The following is a 17,673-nucleotide window of genomic DNA, read 5'->3' as shown; positions in this document are numbered from 1 at the left end:
GAGACGGGCACGCCGGGTTCGGGAGGCGGCTCGGGGAAACCCACTGGCGGAAACACCAGCAGGGCGCCCCGAGTCGACCTCACCGACGGCGCGGTTCCGCTTGAGGCGGTTGATCCCGCACTCCACCGCATGACGCTCGCGGTGGCCGACCGGGTCGAACCGCGGTGGCCGGCCACCGCGGAATCCGCTCCTTCTGCGGCTATGCGCCTGGTCAACCTTGTCAGGGATGGTGCAGCGGATCCCGCGGCGGCGCAGGTAGGCACGGTTCCTGCGGCAGGCGTACGCCTTGTCCGTGCGGGCCCGGTCGGGCCGGACGCGCGGCCGACCCGACCCGATGCGCGGCACGCGGACCCTCAGGTCCCACGTGATCGCACCTTTCGCGTCGGACAGCGCCTGGAGCCGGGTGAAGATGCGATGCCGGGTGCCCTCCCGCTGCCGCCGAGGCCAGACCGGCGGTCGCCCCGCCCTGGCGCCCCTGGGCAACAACGCCTCCAGCACCGCCCACTGCTCATCGGTGAGATCTCCCTGCCCCATGAACCGTGATCATTCACAGCCCAAAATCCACTTTCGATACACGGCCTAAGCCCCAGAAATCCATAGAAATCACCGGCACGGATCATCCTGCGCATGGCAACCGCGCGTTGTCGGCTACCGACCTTGAACTCATCAAGTCGTTGAGCTGGGTGGCCGCCAGGTCTCGGCGGGACATCCATCGATGCGGGAGAGCGGTACTGGATCTTCCTCATCGATCAGCGCCCCTCCACAGCCGGTTGTCGGCCTTGGAGGGGCGCCCGTGTCAGCGGTGGCGGACGCGACGGGGAAGAAAGCCAGGAGCCATTTAGTTGACACGTCATCCACTTGAAATTTAGAGTGGTTGAAGATTGAACGGATGAGCGGTCGTGCGGACCACTCGGAGATGGGAGCACACCATGGGACAGCTGGACGGCAAGACGGTCGTAATCACCGGTGGCACCAGCGGTATCGGGCTGGCCACGGCAGAGCGCTTCAGCCGGGAGGGCGCCCACATCTACATCACCGGCCGCCGCAAGGACGCCCTTGACCAGGCGGTCGCGCGGATCGGCGGAAACGTGACAGCCGTCCAGGCAGACAGCAGCAACCTCGCGGACCTCGACCGCCTCTACGGCACCATCGCCGACGCCGGACACCGCATCGACGTCCTGTTCGCCAACGCCGGCGGCGGCACGTTCGCCAGGCTGGAAGACGTCACCGAGGAGCACTTCGAGGCCACCTTCGACACCAACGTCAAGGGGACGCTCTTCACCGTGCAGAAGGCCCTCCCCCTCATGGTCGACGGCGCATCGGTGATCCTCACCGGATCCACCGCCGCCAGCGTCGGCAACGAGGCGTTCGGTGTCTACGGCGCCTCCAAGGCCGCGATCCGCTCCTTCGCCCGGACCTGGGCGAACGAACTGCGCGGTCGCGGCATCCGCGTCAACACGATCGCGCCCGGACCGATCACGACCCCCGGCCTGAACGGGCTCGCCCCCGACGAGGAGCAGGCCGCCCAGCTCCGGGAGGCGCTCGCTGCGGGCGTGCCGCTCGGTCGTATGGGGCAGCCCGAGGAGGTCGCGAGCCTCGCGCTCTTCCTCGCCACCGGCGAGTCGAGCTTCGTGACCGGAACCGAGATCTACGTCGACGGCGGCGCGAACCAGATCTGACGCCAGCGCCCGCCTGTCGCCCCGCCCGCGGAGCCGACCGGCCCGCCCCGCCCCTCCTCGCCGCTAAACCGGGCCGGACCACTACTGAGGAAGACCATCATGGACATCGGAACAATCGGCATCTGGAGCCCGGAACTTCGCTTGCACCCCGACCCCGTGGAGATCCACGAGGCCGCGGCCGAACTCGGCCGGCACGGCTGGGGAGCCCTCTGGATCCCCGGCCTCGGTGGCGGCGACATCCTCGGTGACGCGGAACGCCTGCTGCGGGCCACCGACGAGACCGCGGTGGCAACCGGCGTCCTGAGTATCTGGCGCCACGGTGCGGCCGACATGGCGGCCGGACACGCCCGGCTGAGCACCGAATACGGCCACCGGCTCCTGCTCGGCCTCGGGGTGAGTGACGCCGCGGCCGCACAGCAGGCCGGCGGGACCTACCGTCCGCTGACCGCACTCAATGGCTACCTCGACCAACTCGACGAGGCACCCACCCCTGTTCCCGCCGACGAACGCCTCGTCGCCGCCATGGGACCCAAGCTGACCGAACTGGCCGGCCGACGCAGCGCCGGCACGCACCCCTTCCTCGTCACGCCGGAGTTCACCGCCGGCGCGCGCGAACTGCTCGGCCCCGCCCCGCTGCTCGCCCCGTACCAAGCCGTCGTCGTAGACGACGATCCGGACCGCGCGCGTGCCACAGCCCGCGGGTTCCTGGCGCCCTTCATCGGCATGGGCCACTACGCCGGCAGCCTGCAACGGCAGGGTTTCACCGCGGACGACCTCGCCCACGGCGGGAGCGACCGCCTGATCGACGCAGTCGTCGCCTGGGGCAGCCTCGACGCCATCGACGCGCGTATCCGTGCCCACCTCGACGCGGGAGCCACCCACGTCGCAATCCACGCCATCAGTAGCGGCCAGAGGCTCCCGCTCGCCGAATGGCGAGCACTGGCGCCGCTGGCTCGCTGACTCCCCCTCCTCCGAGGCGGACCGGCGCGGGACGGCAGGGGAACCGCACTGTGGGCGTGGGGGCGAAGGGAACAGTCGAGACATCAACCTTCTCGTACCATGCACGCATGGACACAGAGCCCCGCTGGCTCACCCCGGTCGAGGAACGGGCGTGGCGCGGCATGATGCGGATGCACGACCTGGTGGTGAGCGAGGCCGGCCGGGTCATGCAGAGCGAGTTCGGGCTGTCCGGGGCCGACTACCCAGTGTTGGCGGAGCTGACTCGCGCCCCCGGCGCCCGGCTGCGCATCCTCGAACTGACCAGGGTCCTGGGGTGGGAGAAGAGCAGGGTGTCCCACCAGCTCACACGGATGGTCAAACGCGGCCTCCTCGCACGCGACGAGTGTGCGGAAGACGGGCGCGGGGCGTACGTGATGGTCACCTCTGCCGGCCGTGCGGCGATCGAGGCCGCCGCACCCCGCCACGCCGAGGACGTCCGGCGCCTGCTGCTCGACCACCTCACCCCCGGCCAGGTCACCATGCTGGCCGAGATCTCCGAGACGATCATCGGGAAGATCGGCGACACGCCCCGCTGACACCGACTCTTCCGACCCACCGAGCCAGAAACGCCCACTGACGGCCCATCCGTCGCTCGGCATCTCTGCACACATATTGGTGACGTATCAACTAGGGGCGCTCCACTGACGCCGACCATCTCCCCTCCCAGACCGTGGGATACGGCCTGGCCGACTCCCCCGCCGGACAGGCCGCGTGGATCTACGAGAAGTTCATCGACCGGACGGACAGCGAACACCACCCTGAGCACGTCCACAGTGACCGCCGCAGGTTTGATGACGTCACCCAGGTGCTGGCTAACCAAGGTCACTCGCGTGCGCCCGCCAGCTCCACCGCCCTGCGGCGCAGGGAGAGGGCGGCCGGGGCGACCGCCGAGATCACCGCGAGGACCGCGCACGCTCCGAGGGCCGCCGCAAGCGTCCCCCAAGGGATCTCGATGGACGTCCGCACCGAGAGCAGGCCCAGCGCGCTCCACATGCCCAGCAGGTTGAGGCCGGCGACCAGCGCTCCGAGCAGTCCGCCGACCATGACCACCATCAACGCCTCGGCGCCCACCAGCCGCAGCACCTGCCATCTGGTGGCGCCGGCCAGGCGCAGCACGGCAAGGTCGCGGACCCGGTCGGAGGTCGCCATGACCATCGTGTTGGCGAGCGAGATGCCGGTGTAGAGGAGAGCGATCCCGAGGACCAGGAAGAACCCCATCCGGGTCGTCCGGTTGGTCTCGGGATACGTCGCCCGCACCCAGGCTTCCTTGTCGAGCACCTCCCCGCCCGACGCCCGCACCGCCCGACGCAGACCGGCGGCCACGGTGCCCGCGTCGGCACGGTGTGTCAGGCGTACATCGACCCGGTCGACGGGCGCCGCGGGGGCGTTGCGCGGGGTGACGTAGACGCCGTTGTTGCCGGTGCCGGTGGTCATGACCGCGGCGATCTTCAGGGACTTCCGCGTGCCGTCACCGAGCCACACGTCCACCCGATCGCCCACGGTGTGTTTCTCCCACTCCTCGTTGACGATGATCGAGTCGTCGTCCAGATCGCCCGCCTTCCCCGCGGCGAGCGGGAGGCGGGTCGTTGCCGCGAGCGGTTCCGGCTCGACGGCCCTGGCATCGGACCTGATGAGCGCCACACCGTCCTCCAGGACGTACACGGCGCTCGACGAGCTCGCCGAGACCTCGGCGCCGGACACGGCGCGAAGCCGCCGCAACGTCGCCTTGTCGAAGCCGGCGTTGCCCGCCGCAGTGACCACGAAGTCGGCGGCCGTCTGCTCGCGCACCTCAGTGGCCTTCGCCTCGTCGAGGGTGGCGGTGGCGCCGAGCAGCGAGCCCGCCAGCGCCACCGTGACCAGCACGGGCGCCGCGACAGCGGCCGTGCGGCGCACCCCGACGGCGGCGTTCTCCCGCACCAGCATCCCGCCGGCGCCGGGCAGTTGTGCCGGCAGCCAGGCGATCAGCCGGGCCAGTGGCCGCACCAGCACCGGCGCGAGCAGCGCGACCGCGGTGATCAGCAGCATCGGCCGGCTCACATAGGTCTTGCGCTGCAGCAGGTCGTCCGGGTTCGTCACCAGGGCCAGGGCCAGCGTCACCACGGCCGTGATCAGCAGGGCAGCGCCGAACAGCCAGCGGCCCCCGTTCATCGGCCGGGTGTCGACGGACGCCTCGCGCAGTGCCTCGGTGGGACCGACGCGCCCGGCCCGCCAGGACGCGGCCAGCACGCCGCACAGGGCCACGAACAGGCCTGTCCAGAACGCCATGTGGTAGGGCCAGGCATAGTCCCTGATGGTGAACCAGCGGGGCGCAAGGCTTTCGTCGACCGCCCTCTCGGCAAGCTTCGGAGCCCCGTAGGAACCGAGCACACAGCCGGTGGCCGAGGCGAGCACACCGACCGCGAGCGCCTCGTGGACGACCATGCGGCGGATCTGTCCCGGAGTCGCCCCCGCGGTGCGCAGCAGCCCGAACTCGCGGCGCCGCTGGGCCACCGCGAACGCGAAGGTCGAGGCCACCACGAACACCGACACGAACCCCGTGACGCCGCCGGCCGTGCCGAACATGGCGTTCATCGCGGTGAGGGCCTCGCTGTCCCGGTCGGGGTCGGCGTCGGCGTACCGGCGCGCGTCGCCGGTGAGGACCTGGACGCCTTCGCTGCCGCGTACTGCCTTGCGCACGGCCGCCGCATCGGCGTCGACCGCGAGCTGGAGACTGCGCGGCGACAGTTGGGCGGCGCGGGTGTCGGTGTAGAACACGGCGTTCTCGAAGCCGAGCCCGGCCACGGTGCCGACGACGCGCACGGTGCCGCCGTCGGTCGGCACCCGGGTGCCCGGACGGGCCCAGTCACCGCTGACGACGACCTCGTCCGCGGCCTCGGGCGCGCGTCCCGCGTCGAGGTGGTACGGCGCGAAGGCCGCCGTGGACCAGGGGTGGCCCAGCAGATCGGCGGGCCCGCCCTCGGCCCGCACGGCGAACGACCGGTCCTCGACGACGGTCCCGAGGCCCCGCAGCTTCGCGACCACGTCGTCGGGCACCGCACGCGGCTGCGCGAGCTTCCGGGTGCGGTCGCCGATCGAGGTGGGCACCTCAAGGGTGTCCCGGCCCTTGACGACGACCGGCGCGGCGGCGAATCGCTCCGGCCCCCGCTCGGGAGCATCCAGCGAGGACGCCAGGGCCAGTCCCATCACGGCGATCAGCGCCACGCCCAGGGAGAGGGCGACGAAACTGCCGACGAAGGTGACCCAGCGGGTGCGCAGGGTACGCAGCGATGTGCTCAGCACGGCGCCGCCTCAAGCTTGGTCATGCGCGCGGCGATGTCCTCGGCGGAGGCGCCGATCAACTCACCGTTGACCTGGCCGTCGACGAGGAAGACGACGCGGTCGGCGTAGGAGGCCGCGACGGGATCGTGGCTGACCATGATGATCGTCTGGCCGTCCCGGTCGACCATGCCGCGCAGCAGGGTCAGTACCTCGCGGCTGGTCTGCGAGTCGAGCGCGCCGGTCGGCTCGTCGCCGAACAGCACTTCGGGGCGGGTGATCAAGGCGCGGGCCAGGGCAACCCGCTGTTGCTGGCCGCCGGACATCTCCGCCGGGCGGTGCTGCGCACGGTCGCCGAGTCCGACCTGTTCGAGCACCTCGCGCACCTGGGCCTTCTTCGGGCGGCGGCCGGCCAGCCGCAGCGGCAGGGCCACGTTCTGCTCGGCGGTCAGCGAGGGCAGCAGGTTGAACGCCTGGAACACGAAGCCGATGCGCTCGCGGCGCAGCAGGGTCAGCCTGGTCTCGCTCAGCGTGGTCAGCTCGGTGTCGCCCACGGTGACCGAGCCGGACGTGGGCCGGTCCAAGCCTGCGGCGCACTGAAGCAGGGTGGACTTGCCGGACCCGGACGGACCCATCACGAAGGTGAACGTCCCCCTCGGGAAGGCGAGCGAGACCTCGTCCAGGGCAGTGACGGACGTACGGCCCGAGCCGTACCGCCGGGTCATGGACTGCAATCGGATCGCGTCGTTGGTCATGTGTCCCCCACCAGCACCTTCTCCTTGGCTCGTTGATGCCTCCACGAAACCCGGAAAGCCCTCGTCACGCAGTACGGCCAGAACGAGACCTGAGGTAGGGCCAGACCTACCCTCGACACGGACCCTGGACCGATGGCAGCGGACTGGTGGGGCCACTTACGGTCATGCCCATGCGCCCTCGGAATGTATGGCAGGCCATGTCCCGGCCCGGCTTCCTGTTGTCGGCCTGGCCCTGGCGGTCCGCCGCGTATCTGCTCACCGGCGCGGTCACCGGCGTCGCCGCCTTGGTGGGGATCGTGACGGTGGCCATGGTCTGTGGTGCGCTCGCCGTCGTCTTGGTGGGCCTGCCGCTGCTCGTTCTGGTCGCCCTGAGCGGGATCCCGGTGGCCGAGGTGGAGCGGCGCAGGGTGCGCCTGATCGACCGCGACCTGGTCTCCGGCCGACACCAGGTGCCGGCCGCGCCGGGACTGTGGGCCTGGCTGACCACCCGGCTGCGCGAACAGGCGACCTGGCGGGAACTCGGGTACGCGCTCTTGTTCGCCGGGCTGCTGTGGCCGGTCGACGCCCTGGCGATCACAGTCGCCCTGCTCTTCCCGCTGTCCATGGTCGCCACCCCGCTGCTGATGGCCACGGTCGGCGACGGCGAAGAGGCGAAGGTGCTCAAGCAGTGGACGGTCACCACATGGCCGAACGCTGTCGGCGTCGCCATACTGGGCCTGCTTCTGATGGGCCTGGGCGCTTACGTGCTCGGCGCGACGGCGGGCGCCCGCGCCGAACTGGCACGGCTGCTGATCGCCTCCGGCGAGCGCGATCTCGACGCCAAGGTGGTCGAACTGGCCCGCTCCCGCGCCCGGTTGGTGGATGCCTTCGAGGCCGAAAGGCGCCGCATCGAGCGCGATCTGCACGACGGTGCCCAACAACGCCTCGTCGCACTGACGATGGCCCTCGGGCTGGCCCGCCTCGATGCCCCGCCCGGCCCGCTCGCCAACCAGCTCACGAAGGCGCACGCGGAAGCGGGCCATGCGCTCGCGGAACTGCGCGAGCTCATTCACGGCATCTACCCGAAGGTCCTCACGGACTACGGCCTGCAAGCCGCGGTCGCGGACGCCGCCGACCGCTGCGTGGTCGCCGTAGACGTGACCCTCGAACTGCCGGGCCGCCCGCCCCAGGCCGTCGAGTCAGCGGCGTACTTCGTGGTCTGCGAGGCGCTGGCCAACGTCGCCAAGCACAGCGGGGCCGACCACGCGCAGGTGAGCGGCGGTCATCACGACGGACGGCTGTTTCTCGATGTGCGCGACGACGGCTGCGGCGGCGCCGACCCCTCGGCGGGCAGCGGCCTCACCGGTCTCGCGGACCGGGTGTCCGTCCTGGATGGCAGACTTGCGCTGACCAGTCCGCCAGGTGGACCGACCCTGTTGCGTGTGGAGTTTCCTTGCGAATTGACGCAGGCGGCCGATCGCTCCGCGTAGTGCTGGCCGAGGACAGCGTGCTGCTGCGGGAAGGGCTCATCGGCCTGCTCGGCCGCTGCGGCCACGAGGTGGTGGCGGCCGTCGGGGACGCACAGGCACTGATCGCAGCGGTCGAGGAGCATGCCCCCGGCGTCGTGGTGACAGACGTACGCATGCCGCCTGGTTTCCAGGACGAAGGCCTGCACGCGGCGGTGCGGCTGCGCGAGCAGCACCCCACACTCCCGGTCCTGGTCCTCAGCCAATATGTGCAACGGACGTACGCCGCCGACCTCCTGGACTCCGGCGACGGATCAGGCATCGGCTATCTGCTCAAGGACCGGGTCGGTCAGGTCGAGGAGTTCGTGGAAGCGCTGCACAAGGTGGCGGACGGTGGGACGGTTGTCGATCCCGAGGTGGTGCGCCAACTGTTGCGCCGCCGCCGCGATCCGCTGGAGCAGCTCACCCCGCGCGAACGCGAGGTGCTCGCACTGATCGCCGAAGGCAGGTCCAACGGCGCGATCGCCAAGGAACTTGTGGTCTCCGAAGCCGCGATCGGCAAGCACATCGGCAACATCCTCACCAAGCTGGACCTCCCCCCAACGGACAAGACCCACCGCAGGGTCCTGGCCGTCCTCGCTTACCTGCGGGCCTGACCCCCACGGGGTGCACCAGGCCACGGCATCGCGTTCATTACTGCCTGCGACAGGACTGCCGTCGACCCGGTTGGCATCGGAGACGGCTTACCTTGACGAGTTGCCTTCCCGCCGCGCGTACACGGTCCGGGACTCCGAGACGACCGGCCTGAGCGCGACGTCACGGATCGTGGAGATCACCGTCACCACAGTGTCCGGGACGGTGCCGCCCGACACACACTGGTCAACCTTGGCGGAGGCCACGGCCATTCACGGCATCACCGACGCCACGGCCGAAGGCTCGCCCAGCTCCTCCGAGGTTCTTCCCCGTCTCACCGGGGCCCTCGCCGGGCGCCGGATCATGATCTGCAACCAGGCGCAGGGCACTTCGGCGATTGACGCACGACTGGCAGGCGGGCCGATGCTCCGTCAGGTGTCTGCGGGGTCTGGGCTGGAAGTACGGAGGGTTCCGTTCAGCCAGGCGGCGGCGAGTTCTGTACGGGAGCGGCAGCCGGTGCGCTGGAACAAGCGTGTCAGGCGCTGCTCCACGGTCTTGTGACTACAGGCGAGTTCTTTGGCGATCCGTTGGTTGGTCACACCGTCGCTGACCAGGCGTACCAGTGTGATGTCGGGTTCGGTCAGTTCCGCTTCGGTCTGGCGGAGTCTCGGTATGGGGATGCCGCGCTGCTGCGCGGCGCGAGTGACGGCCATACGGAAGGGCTGCCCGAGACCGAGGCCGTGTGCCTGCTGCAGGGCTTCGGCCAGCCAGGGGCGGGGGTCGTCCGCGGTGTGGGTCAGGCACAAGCTGGAGATGACGCGCAGATGGATGTCGCCTCGGAGCTTGATCAACCCGTGAGCGGTTCGCGCGCTGTCCGGGTCGCGATGTGCGATGCCCCTCCCGAGGAGGAGCGCCTCACGGGTCATGGGCGTGGCTGCCTCCTCGTGCAGGGTTTCCAGTGCCTCCAGAGTCTGTTGAACCATGTGCGGGCGGTCCTTGCGGGCGGCGAGCGACAGGATGCGCAGCAGCAGCCGTTCGACACCGGCGAGCCGGCCTTCCTTGCGTGCCCGCCTTACGTCGTGCCACGCCTCGTCCAGCACCTCCCCTGTTCGGGCTGTCCGGTTCCGCACGGCCAGGCGGGCGCGCGCCGCGAGGGGGTGGGTGAGGGTGTCCGGAACCAGCTGGAGCCACGTCCGGGCGTATGCGATGTCCCCGCGGGCGCAGTGGATCTCCGCGGCCAACGCCCGCGGCAGGTGGGGGATGCCCGCCGTGGCTCGCATCCGGCTGCGTACTTCGATGCGGCGGGCCGCTGTCAGTGCTGCGTCCCAGTCCCCTGTCAGGTAGTCGCGCACCATGCCCCGGTACTGGACTGCGATGCCGTCCGGAGCTGCAACGTACCGGTCGCCGAGGACGGCGGTGAGCGCACCGGCGAGGTCTGCGTAGGCGGCCGCGTGGCGCAGCCGGTCCAGTGCCCGGTCGTCGACGGCGTCGGGCAGCAGGTTCTGCCGCGCGCGGCTCAGTTCGGTGTGACTGCCCATCGCAGCGGTCACCACACGTAGTTCGGCGGGTGAGGGCAACGGTGACTGCCGGTGCGCGGGACCGGTATCTGGAATGTTGCGGTTGGTCGTTGTCGGCCGGGGCGTGAGCGGGCCGATGCCGTACAGGCCGCCGAGTGCCGCCAGAGAGGCCGCATCGGGGAATGGGCCGGCCGTCTCGCCGGAGCGGGGACGGATGATGTCGGGGCAGGGCGCTCGGTGTTCGTGAAGGGCTGCCCACACCCATGCGGCCGCGACGCTCGACAGCCCGGCCGATCTCTCCGCGCCGTTGGTGCGTTCGGTGTGCGGTGTGTCCAGGAGGGCGAACAGCGGCTTGCCGAGCGCCAGGAGCCCCTCGTGGTCGCCATGCCTCAGGCTCAAGCTGCTCGCTTCGTGCAGAAGGGCAGGGGTGCGCCGGTCCTGTGGTGCGAGCCGGTTGAGCACGGCGGCGTAGGCGCGGGCCGATCGGGGCCAGTTGGTCCTGGCCTCTTCGCGGGCCGCGGCCAGCAGTAGTGGCACTGCGAGGGCATCGTCCAGGCGCGGGCCGGACGCTGCGACACGATCGGCCAGCCGCGGGGAGCCGCGGCCGATGGCTTCGGCACCGAGCTTGTCCGCCCACCGCGTGACGAACCGCGCGGAATTACCCTGCACGTCACGCGGGACGGGCAGGGTCCGCAGAGCCGCCGCGATCGCGGGGACGGCGAACGACAAGCGGCCTTGCGGGTCTGCAGTCAGAACCCGGTCGGTGATCAGCCGGTCGACTGTCGACTCAAGGGCCCGACCGCCGGCCGAGGGCGTCGGCCTGTACACGTCGTCGACGCGTACTTCGGCATGGTCCAGCACGCGGGCGGCGACGATCGCCGCCTCGACGGTGCTGGGGTACGGGGATGCGTGGGGCCGGCCGAACCCGAGGAGGAAGGCGTCTTCGGTGGCGAGCCGCAGGTGTTGCTCCGCACGCGTGAGGCACATCCGGCCGTCGAGTTCCAGCAGGTCCTGTTCGTCCATCGTGCCGAGGACCGACAGCACGGCTTGCGGATTGCCTGCCAGGTTGCCCAGGGCCCGTGATACGGCGTTCGCCAGCGCGGGTTCGGCTGGACGGCCGAATCGGCGGGCGACGTGGGTGTCGACGAGCTCGGCGACGTAGGCCGGTCGTAATGGCGTTAGTTCGAGGAACTGGTCGGCCGCGGCCGTCAGCTGGGCATGACGGGGATCCGCCGCGAGTGGCGGCCGTCCGGCCATCACCACGGGGACGCCCTGAGGGCGGAAGATGCGTAAGAGCGTGCACAACGCGTGGGTGACGCGCCTCGGCATGCGCTCGATGCCGTCCACGACCAGCGCGAAGGGCAGCCGGCGGGCGGCTGCGGCCAACGCGGTGGAGAACGCGGACAGTCCGCGCATCCCGTCCTCCCGTGCCGCGGCATGCAACCGTGCTCGCAGGGCGGTGGGCAGAGGAAGCAGGTAGTCGTCGGGGTCGTAGAGGACCAAGCCGCAGCTGGCGACGGCGATGCCGTCGGCACTGTCCAGGGTGTCCTCGTCTTCACTTTCCCAGCCCAGCCTTACCATTGCGGCGCCGTCCTGGGCGGCCACCTGCTGCGCCCGTTCCAGTACGGCTGTCTTGCCCATCCCTGCCCCGGCGGTCAGCATCAGGACCCGAGCCGCGTCACCGGTGGTGCGCAGGATGTCCGCCGTTGCCCGGACTTCGCCGTCCCTGCCGACCACCGCTCGGCGCCGCGCGGTGCCTCTGGCTCGCGCTCCTTTGCCCAGGGGCGAGGTACCTGGCACTTTCTGTTCTCCCGTCTCGGACGGCGCCGAACGGCGTTCCTGTCGCTGGGAGATCGTGCGCGGGGGCGCTGGCGGTTCACGTAGGGTGGCGCCGCTCATGACGTCCAGCGCACACGAGGTCTCGGGCGCCGGAGCAGAGTTGGCAACGGCACGGGGCACGGCGGACGGCCGTGTGTCTCCAGAGCAAGGGGTGCATGGCGCAGTGGCTGCGTGGCCGGGAACCGATGAGCTGGTCCGCTGGGGTACGCCCGCCCGCATGGACCGCACTGACCGCCCTTTGCTCGGCCGCGAGCGCGAGTCGGATCAGATCCACGACCTCCTGAACGGCCCCGGCGGCCCTCGTCTGGTCCTGGTACGAGGTGAACGCGGCGTGGGCCGAACGGCGTTCCTGCACGCGGCCGGTGAACGGCTGCGGGCTCAGGGAACCGCCGTGCTTGCTGTGGACTGTGTCCCTGGCGACGGTGACCGACCGCTGCTGTTGGCGCTGCGCCTGGTCATGGCGTTGGAGGAGCGCAGACTCCACCGGCAGCGCCATCGGCCGGCCGCAGGGTCCGTTGCTCAGGCGCTGTCGGCCTTCGACCGGAGCGACCGGGCGGCGATGGAGATGCTGTTGCGCGCCGCTGCCGCCCGTTGCGCGCCGGCGACCGTCCTGGTCGACGATGCCCACCACGCCGACCCCGACTCCCTGGCCGCACTCAGCCGTATCGATGCTCCCGGATGCCGGTGGTTGGTGTCGGCCGCACAGTACGGCGCACCGGACACGGCAGGTGCCCGAGCAGACACCGTCCCGGCCGCCCACGAGAGTGAGCCGCGACGGGGGCTCGACGGCGAAGAGGCCTGCGGCCCAGACCGTGAGGCCACGGCCAGGATCATGGATCGACTGGCCGGCGTCGAGGGGGCTCGTACGGTGGTGCTGGCTCCGCTGGGACCACAGGACACCACCGCGCTGGCGGCGCGGTGGCTGCGGGCGAGACCGGATACCGTCCTGGCCGCGCAGGTGGGCGAGTTGACGTGTGGCATCCCGGGAGCGATCGAGGCCTTGCTCACCGGCTGGACGAACCTGGACGCGATCCGGGTAGCCGACGGCCACGCCTTCATACCCGCGAGGACGACGGTGCCGGTGCTGCCCGACGACGACCGGTTCGTCACGGCGCTGGACGGACTTGGCGAGCCCGCGCGCGCGGTGGCCGCCGCGCTGAGCATCCTGGGACCGCTGGGCAGAGCGGCCCTTCAGCTCACCGCCGCCTGGACCGGCCTGTCCCCCGACGCCGCCCACGCCGGTGTCCGCATTCTGTTCGGGGCGGGCATCATCGAGGAACTACCGGGACCGGACCCAACCGCCGTGCAGGGCTGGGCCTTCCGTCTTCCGCTGACCGCGCACACCGTCCGGGAACGGCTGAGCCCGGTGGACCGCGGCCGGCTGTCCGCCATGGCGGTCGAACTCCTCTGGAACGACATGGACGCGGAGCGAGCCGCATCCGGGAGCACCGAGGCGTCGCGGCCTCCCGGCGAGACGAACGCTCTGGCCTACCGGTCAGACCGGATAGCGGACGCGGGAAGCCTGGTCGACCGGGAACGCGCGGTGGCCGAACTGACCGCTGCCGCACGGCAGACGAGCCCCGGCACCGACAGCGGACGGGTCCTGCGGTGGCTGCGCACCGCCCGTGACCTGACGGAGCACGCCGACGCCCGCGATCTCTTACTCCGGCAGTACGGGACAACCGCCTACCTGGCCTGCGACTACACCACCGGACGAGCCGCCGGGGAATCACTGCTGCGCGATCCGGGACCGACGCTGAGCGACCTCGATTTGCAGGAGGCCGCCTGCCTGGTCGTGGCCGTAACGGCCAATCAACGCGACTGGACCACCATGTCCCTACTGGCGACCGCCAGTTGGTGGGACGCACTGCCCGTGCCCGACCTGGCCAAGGTGACCGGGCAGGCCCTAGCCCTGTGCCACCTCTCGAAATGGCGGCAGACAGCGGACCTGCTCAAGAGAACCGAGACGCAGTGGAACACCGGCACACGCGCCCGTGCGACACCCAACATCTTCAGCGCCATGGCCGAACTGGCCATGGGCCGCCCAGCCCCCTACCGGCACGAACTGACCCTGCGCGACGCTCCCGAACTGCCGCCAGGCAAGGTGTACTCGCTGGCAAGCGGCATGTTCGAAGACCTGCTCGCCGACTACGACCTCGACGCGGCCCACCAACTCCTGGAAACCGCCGGCCTGACCGTAGACGTCCTTCCCCCGCTCGGCCGGTTCCTCTACGACCATCTCACCGGCCGGTGGGATCAGGCCCTCGAATCAGCCCGCCGACTGCTGGCCAACGACGAGATCCAGTCCACACCGGTCTCGGACAGCTCCCTGCTCCCCGCGCGGACAGCGGACATCCTCCTCGCCCGGGGCCGCGTCACCAGCGCCCTGCAGATGGTCGAGGACATGCGCGGCCCCGAGCCGGGACCACCGCAGTGCGCCCTGCACGCCGTTGAGGCAGAAGCGCTGCTGACCCTCGGTGATGTGGCCGAGGCCGAGAAAGCGCTGCTCCGCGGGCTCGCCACGGCTCGGGAGCACGACCAGGTCTACGGCACCGGCGAACTGTGGGCCCTGCTCGCCGAAGTCACAGCCGAAGCCGGACGCACTGCCGAAGCGGGGATGCACCTGCAGCGCGTGGAACGGATCGCCGCCTTGACGGGCGGCGACCGGACACGGCTGCGCCAGCTACTGGCCTCGGCCCGTGTACTTCGCCACGACACCGCTCACAGGCACCTGCGCGAGGCCGTGGATCTCGCCCGCACCCGCAGCCTGCCCTTCGAGACGGCGACCACCCTGCTCGCCGCCGCCGCTGCAGGCGCGGTCCCGGCCGCCCTGCTGCGCGAGGCATACGAACTGTTCGGCACCACCAACGCCGCCCTGTGGCGCTTCCACACCAGGACAGCGATGCGAGAGGCCGGACTCACCATCCCCGGCCGCAAAGAGGCCACCACCGAGAACGACCGGCTTCTGGCCGTCCTCATCGCCGAACAGCTCACCAACCGCCAGATCGCCACCGTCCTGCGGATTAACGAGGACGCGGTGGCCCAGCGTCTGTCCCGGCTGTTCGCCCGCACCGGGAGACGCTCCCGCACGGAACTGGCCGCCTCCGTACTCACCGACTCCCTCTGACACGAGGCAGCCCCTCCACCGCGCTGTCGGCGACCCCGCACACAGCCAGGTCCGGGCCTGCCACGGCCACGGCAACTCGCGTCAGATCTCCCTGTGTTTAACCGGTGAGCGTCCAACAGCGCCGAAACGGCTGATCACACCTGCCAGCATCGTGACCCGCAGCAGCCAGTGAGACAGCAGGTACGGCACGGCACAGCCAAAAGCCGCCATGCCCGCGACGACCTTTGGCCGGCCCCTCCCTCCCCCGGGCCGGGACCCCACCCACGCTCCCGGGAAGGCAGACCCCCGCATGGCACCAGAGCAAGTCACACCCGCCACACGGCACCGCAGGCGGCATGGTGTCGGTGCCGCCGTTGCCATGGTGCTCACCGCCGGGCTGCTGACCACCGGCTGCTCCACGGGCCTCACCGGCAGTACTACAGACGTGGCCCTGCCGGCCATCGCCGCCACACCGACGTCGCCTGCCACCGGATACGACGGACTGACCGGGCTGCCCCTGTCCGCCTACGGCACCTCCGAGCAGGACGACGTCCTGCTGTACCGGACGAACGAGGCACTCGTCGCCCGCTGCATGCAAGGCCGGGGATACACCGGCTATTCGAGCCAGAAGAAGACGCGGACGGCCGCCAAAACAAATGCGGAAAGGGAAGCGATCCATCCGGCCGGCGCCTGGGGCTACATCGGCGGTGCGACCGCCAAGCGCATCGGCTTCCACGTCTCCGTGCCGATCACCGTCTCCAAAAGCCCGACCGGGCAGGAACTGAAGGACTACAACGTCTGCTGGGACAAAGCAGCCAAGCAGCTGCCCTCACTCGCCGGCAGCCGGGGCTGGAAGCTCGCCCAGGACCTGTTCGGACGGTCGTTCGAGCAGGTGGCCGCAGACACCCGCGTCGGTGCCGCGCGTAAACGCTGGGCCGCCTGCATGAGCAGGGCAGGCCACCCAGCAGACGATCCCGAAAAGTTGGCCAACGGCTTCCTCAACGCGAAGAAGGCGTCCACGAAGGAGATCGCCACGGCCACGGCCGACGAGTCCTGCACACGGTCATCGCATCTGGCCGCCGTCTACTTCGCCGTCCTTAGCGGATACCAGCAGCAGCTCATATCCGCCAACACCAAAGTCCTGAGGGGCTACAAGAAACAGGTCCGGGAGCAAATCGACCGGGCAAAACGCCTCCTAGCCGCTTCTCCTATGACCTGACACACCCCCTCCCCCCTGACTCCGGACGGCGCTGCCAGACCGCACCACCGTCCGGCCCCCCAGCACGACAAACATAAGGAGAACTACCATGAGCCAAAGAGCCAAACGCGTGGCCCTGTCCGCGCTGACGACCTTCGCTGCGGTGGCCTCACTCAGCATCGCCACGATGCCACAGGCGTCCGCGATCAACGAGGTCGAATGCGGTGTAAGGACAGACTTGGCATTGGTCTACGGGCACAGCCAGGACTACCCCGACAACAGTTGGTGTTTCGCCAATGCCGGGGAAGCCAGGTGGAGCGGCGCGTATGTACGCGTCGCATGGATGGAGCAGCTCTCGACCGGAAACAACGTCGTCCAGTGGCACGGGGACGGAAGGTGGCAGCCCGATTCCCCGATCGGGAAGTGGACCATCTACACCTGGCCGAACAACCCGGGTGGCGTCAGCGTAGACGGGCTCAAGATCTACTGAACCACCGGTGATATCGGGGACGGTGAGCCTTTCCAGTCGCCGTCCCCGATTCGCAGGACCTAGCCAATGCCCGTTGCCGTGTGGGCCCTGGTTCATGGCGGTCTGTCAGCCCGGTGGTACCCGAAACGAGGCCAGGGCTTCGCCACAGTCGGCGGGCGCCCGTTTTGTGATCACGTGAGGCCAAGGAGTGTGCGGGGCGGCGGAATCGGAGCCGCCACGGCGACTCTCCTGCGAGACCGGGGCGCACAGGTCGCAGTCCTGGATCTGCGCAACGAAGGCGCCCCCGCCGGCGTCACTGCGCCGCGCTGCAACATGAGCGACAGAAGGCGGTCGACACAGCCGTCGCCGAGGCTGCCGAGGCCTTCGGCGGTCTCGACATACTGATCAACAATGCCGGCCTCGGCGTGGTCGGTGCCCTGGACGCCAACGACGACGCTCAGTGGGCCCGTGTCCTCGACGTGAACGTCACGGGCATCGCCCAGACCACCACGGCTGCACTGCTGGCTTTATCAGTGAGTCCTGACACCGGTTGTCGATCGGGAGCTACAGCGCCTGGTGTCCGTGGAGAGCGATATCGCTGAGTTTTGACACCACTTGGGTGCTTGCGGTGGGAGCATCGAAGTGCTCTCCGCGGTGAGGGATTGGCGCCGGTGCCACCGAAATCCAAGGTCGATCTGTACGCGGCGATCCGCCATGATGCCCGGGCAGGGGTCTCGAACCGGGCCTTGCAGCGCAAATACGGGGTCGGCCGAGGGGT

At 70.1% G+C, this 17,673-nt stretch carries 12 protein-coding genes and 1 pseudogene; 10 read left to right on the top strand and 3 right to left on the bottom strand.

Annotation, left to right across the window (positions count from 1 at the left end):
- Window positions 1-929 precede the first annotated feature (929 nt).
- From ACIQPR_RS48905 to ACIQPR_RS48895, 3 genes are all read left to right on the top strand, one after another.
- Window positions 930-1,679, top strand: a complete 750-nt coding sequence (locus ACIQPR_RS48905) for an SDR family oxidoreductase (protein ID WP_403664280.1) — start codon at window positions 930-932, stop codon at window positions 1,677-1,679.
- A gap of 99 nt (window positions 1,680-1,778) precedes the next feature.
- Complete coding sequence (locus ACIQPR_RS48900; protein ID WP_403664277.1) at window positions 1,779-2,639, top strand: TIGR03620 family F420-dependent LLM class oxidoreductase; 861 nt, start codon at window positions 1,779-1,781, stop codon at window positions 2,637-2,639.
- 170 nt (window positions 2,640-2,809) lie between these two features.
- Complete coding sequence (locus ACIQPR_RS48895) at window positions 2,810-3,214, top strand: MarR family winged helix-turn-helix transcriptional regulator (RefSeq protein WP_403664287.1); 405 nt, start codon at window positions 2,810-2,812, stop codon at window positions 3,212-3,214.
- 286 nt (window positions 3,215-3,500) lie between these two features.
- Here ACIQPR_RS48895 and ACIQPR_RS48890 read toward each other — a convergent pair whose 3' ends face one another.
- Both ACIQPR_RS48890 and ACIQPR_RS48885 read right to left on the bottom strand, forming a co-directional pair.
- Window positions 3,501-5,957 carry an FtsX-like permease family protein gene (locus ACIQPR_RS48890; RefSeq protein WP_403664274.1) on the bottom strand — a complete coding sequence of 819 codons (2,457 nt, stop codon included), beginning with the start codon at window positions 5,955-5,957 and terminating at the stop codon, window positions 3,501-3,503.
- The gene (locus ACIQPR_RS48885; protein WP_403664271.1) at window positions 5,951-6,688 is read right to left on the bottom strand and encodes an ABC transporter ATP-binding protein; all 738 of its coding nucleotides are present in this window, start codon (window positions 6,686-6,688) and stop codon (window positions 5,951-5,953) included. Before ACIQPR_RS48885 ends, ACIQPR_RS48890 begins: the two co-directional genes overlap by 7 nt.
- Before the next feature lie 170 nt (window positions 6,689-6,858).
- Here ACIQPR_RS48885 and ACIQPR_RS48880 point away from each other — a divergent pair, with 170 nt between their 5' ends.
- The 3 genes and pseudogenes from ACIQPR_RS48880 to ACIQPR_RS48870 all read left to right on the top strand — a co-directional run.
- Window positions 6,859-8,157, top strand: coding sequence for a sensor histidine kinase (locus ACIQPR_RS48880; protein WP_403664268.1), 1,299 nt, complete (start codon window positions 6,859-6,861; stop codon window positions 8,155-8,157).
- Complete coding sequence (locus ACIQPR_RS48875) at window positions 8,127-8,789, top strand: response regulator (protein ID WP_403664284.1); 663 nt, start codon at window positions 8,127-8,129, stop codon at window positions 8,787-8,789. The genes ACIQPR_RS48880 and ACIQPR_RS48875 overlap by 31 nt, the downstream gene beginning before the upstream one ends.
- A 10-nt stretch (window positions 8,790-8,799) precedes the next feature.
- Window positions 8,800-9,129: pseudogene (locus tag ACIQPR_RS48870) on the top strand (hypothetical protein); the annotation flags it as partial.
- Between the two features lie 68 nt (window positions 9,130-9,197).
- Here ACIQPR_RS48870 and ACIQPR_RS48865 read toward each other — a convergent pair.
- Window positions 9,198-12,020 (bottom strand): AAA family ATPase, encoded by a 2,823-nt coding sequence (locus ACIQPR_RS48865; protein ID WP_403664265.1) that lies wholly within the window; start codon window positions 12,018-12,020, stop codon window positions 9,198-9,200.
- Window positions 12,021-12,339: 319 nt separating this feature from the next.
- Here ACIQPR_RS48865 and ACIQPR_RS48860 point away from each other — a divergent pair, with 319 nt between their 5' ends.
- From ACIQPR_RS48860 to ACIQPR_RS48845, 4 genes are all read left to right on the top strand, one after another.
- Entirely contained in the window at window positions 12,340-15,249 is a 2,910-nt protein-coding gene (locus tag ACIQPR_RS48860) for an AAA family ATPase (RefSeq protein WP_403664262.1), read from the top strand.
- A gap of 358 nt (window positions 15,250-15,607) precedes the next feature.
- Window positions 15,608-16,447: a hypothetical protein gene (locus tag ACIQPR_RS48855; RefSeq protein ID WP_403664260.1), complete on the top strand. Its 840-nt coding sequence runs from the start codon at window positions 15,608-15,610 to the stop codon at window positions 16,445-16,447.
- Between the two features lie 88 nt (window positions 16,448-16,535).
- Window positions 16,536-16,916 carry a hypothetical protein gene (locus tag ACIQPR_RS48850; RefSeq protein WP_403664257.1) on the top strand — a complete coding sequence of 127 codons (381 nt, stop codon included), beginning with the start codon at window positions 16,536-16,538 and terminating at the stop codon, window positions 16,914-16,916.
- 305 nt (window positions 16,917-17,221) lie between these two features.
- On the top strand, window positions 17,222-17,497 hold the full coding sequence (locus ACIQPR_RS48845; protein ID WP_403664283.1) for an SDR family NAD(P)-dependent oxidoreductase: 276 nt from the start codon (window positions 17,222-17,224) through the stop codon (window positions 17,495-17,497).
- Window positions 17,498-17,673: the final 176 nt, after the last annotated feature.

The sequence above is a fragment of the Streptomyces sp. NPDC091280 genome (genome assembly GCF_044768565.1).
Classification (GTDB): Bacteria; Actinomycetota; Actinomycetes; order Streptomycetales; family Streptomycetaceae; genus Streptomyces.
The sequence above is the reverse complement of the archived record's forward strand: the minus strand, read 5'-3'. Positions and strand labels throughout refer to the sequence as shown.

Coding starts and splice junctions, on each gene's coding strand:
- ACIQPR_RS48860 (WP_403664262.1), top strand. CDS start 12,340: ATGGACCGCACTGACCGCCCTTTGCTCGGCCGCGAGCGCGAGTCGGAT.
- ACIQPR_RS48900 (WP_403664277.1), top strand. CDS start 1,779: ATGGACATCGGAACAATCGGCATCTGGAGCCCGGAACTTCGCTTGCAC.
- ACIQPR_RS48880 (WP_403664268.1), top strand. CDS start 6,859: ATGCGCCCTCGGAATGTATGGCAGGCCATGTCCCGGCCCGGCTTCCTG.
- ACIQPR_RS48895 (WP_403664287.1), top strand. CDS start 2,810: ATGCACGACCTGGTGGTGAGCGAGGCCGGCCGGGTCATGCAGAGCGAG.
- ACIQPR_RS48885 (WP_403664271.1), bottom strand. CDS start 6,688: ATGACCAACGACGCGATCCGATTGCAGTCCATGACCCGGCGGTACGGC.
- ACIQPR_RS48905 (WP_403664280.1), top strand. CDS start 930: ATGGGACAGCTGGACGGCAAGACGGTCGTAATCACCGGTGGCACCAGC.
- ACIQPR_RS48855 (WP_403664260.1), top strand. CDS start 15,608: ATGGTGCTCACCGCCGGGCTGCTGACCACCGGCTGCTCCACGGGCCTC.
- ACIQPR_RS48850 (WP_403664257.1), top strand. CDS start 16,536: ATGAGCCAAAGAGCCAAACGCGTGGCCCTGTCCGCGCTGACGACCTTC.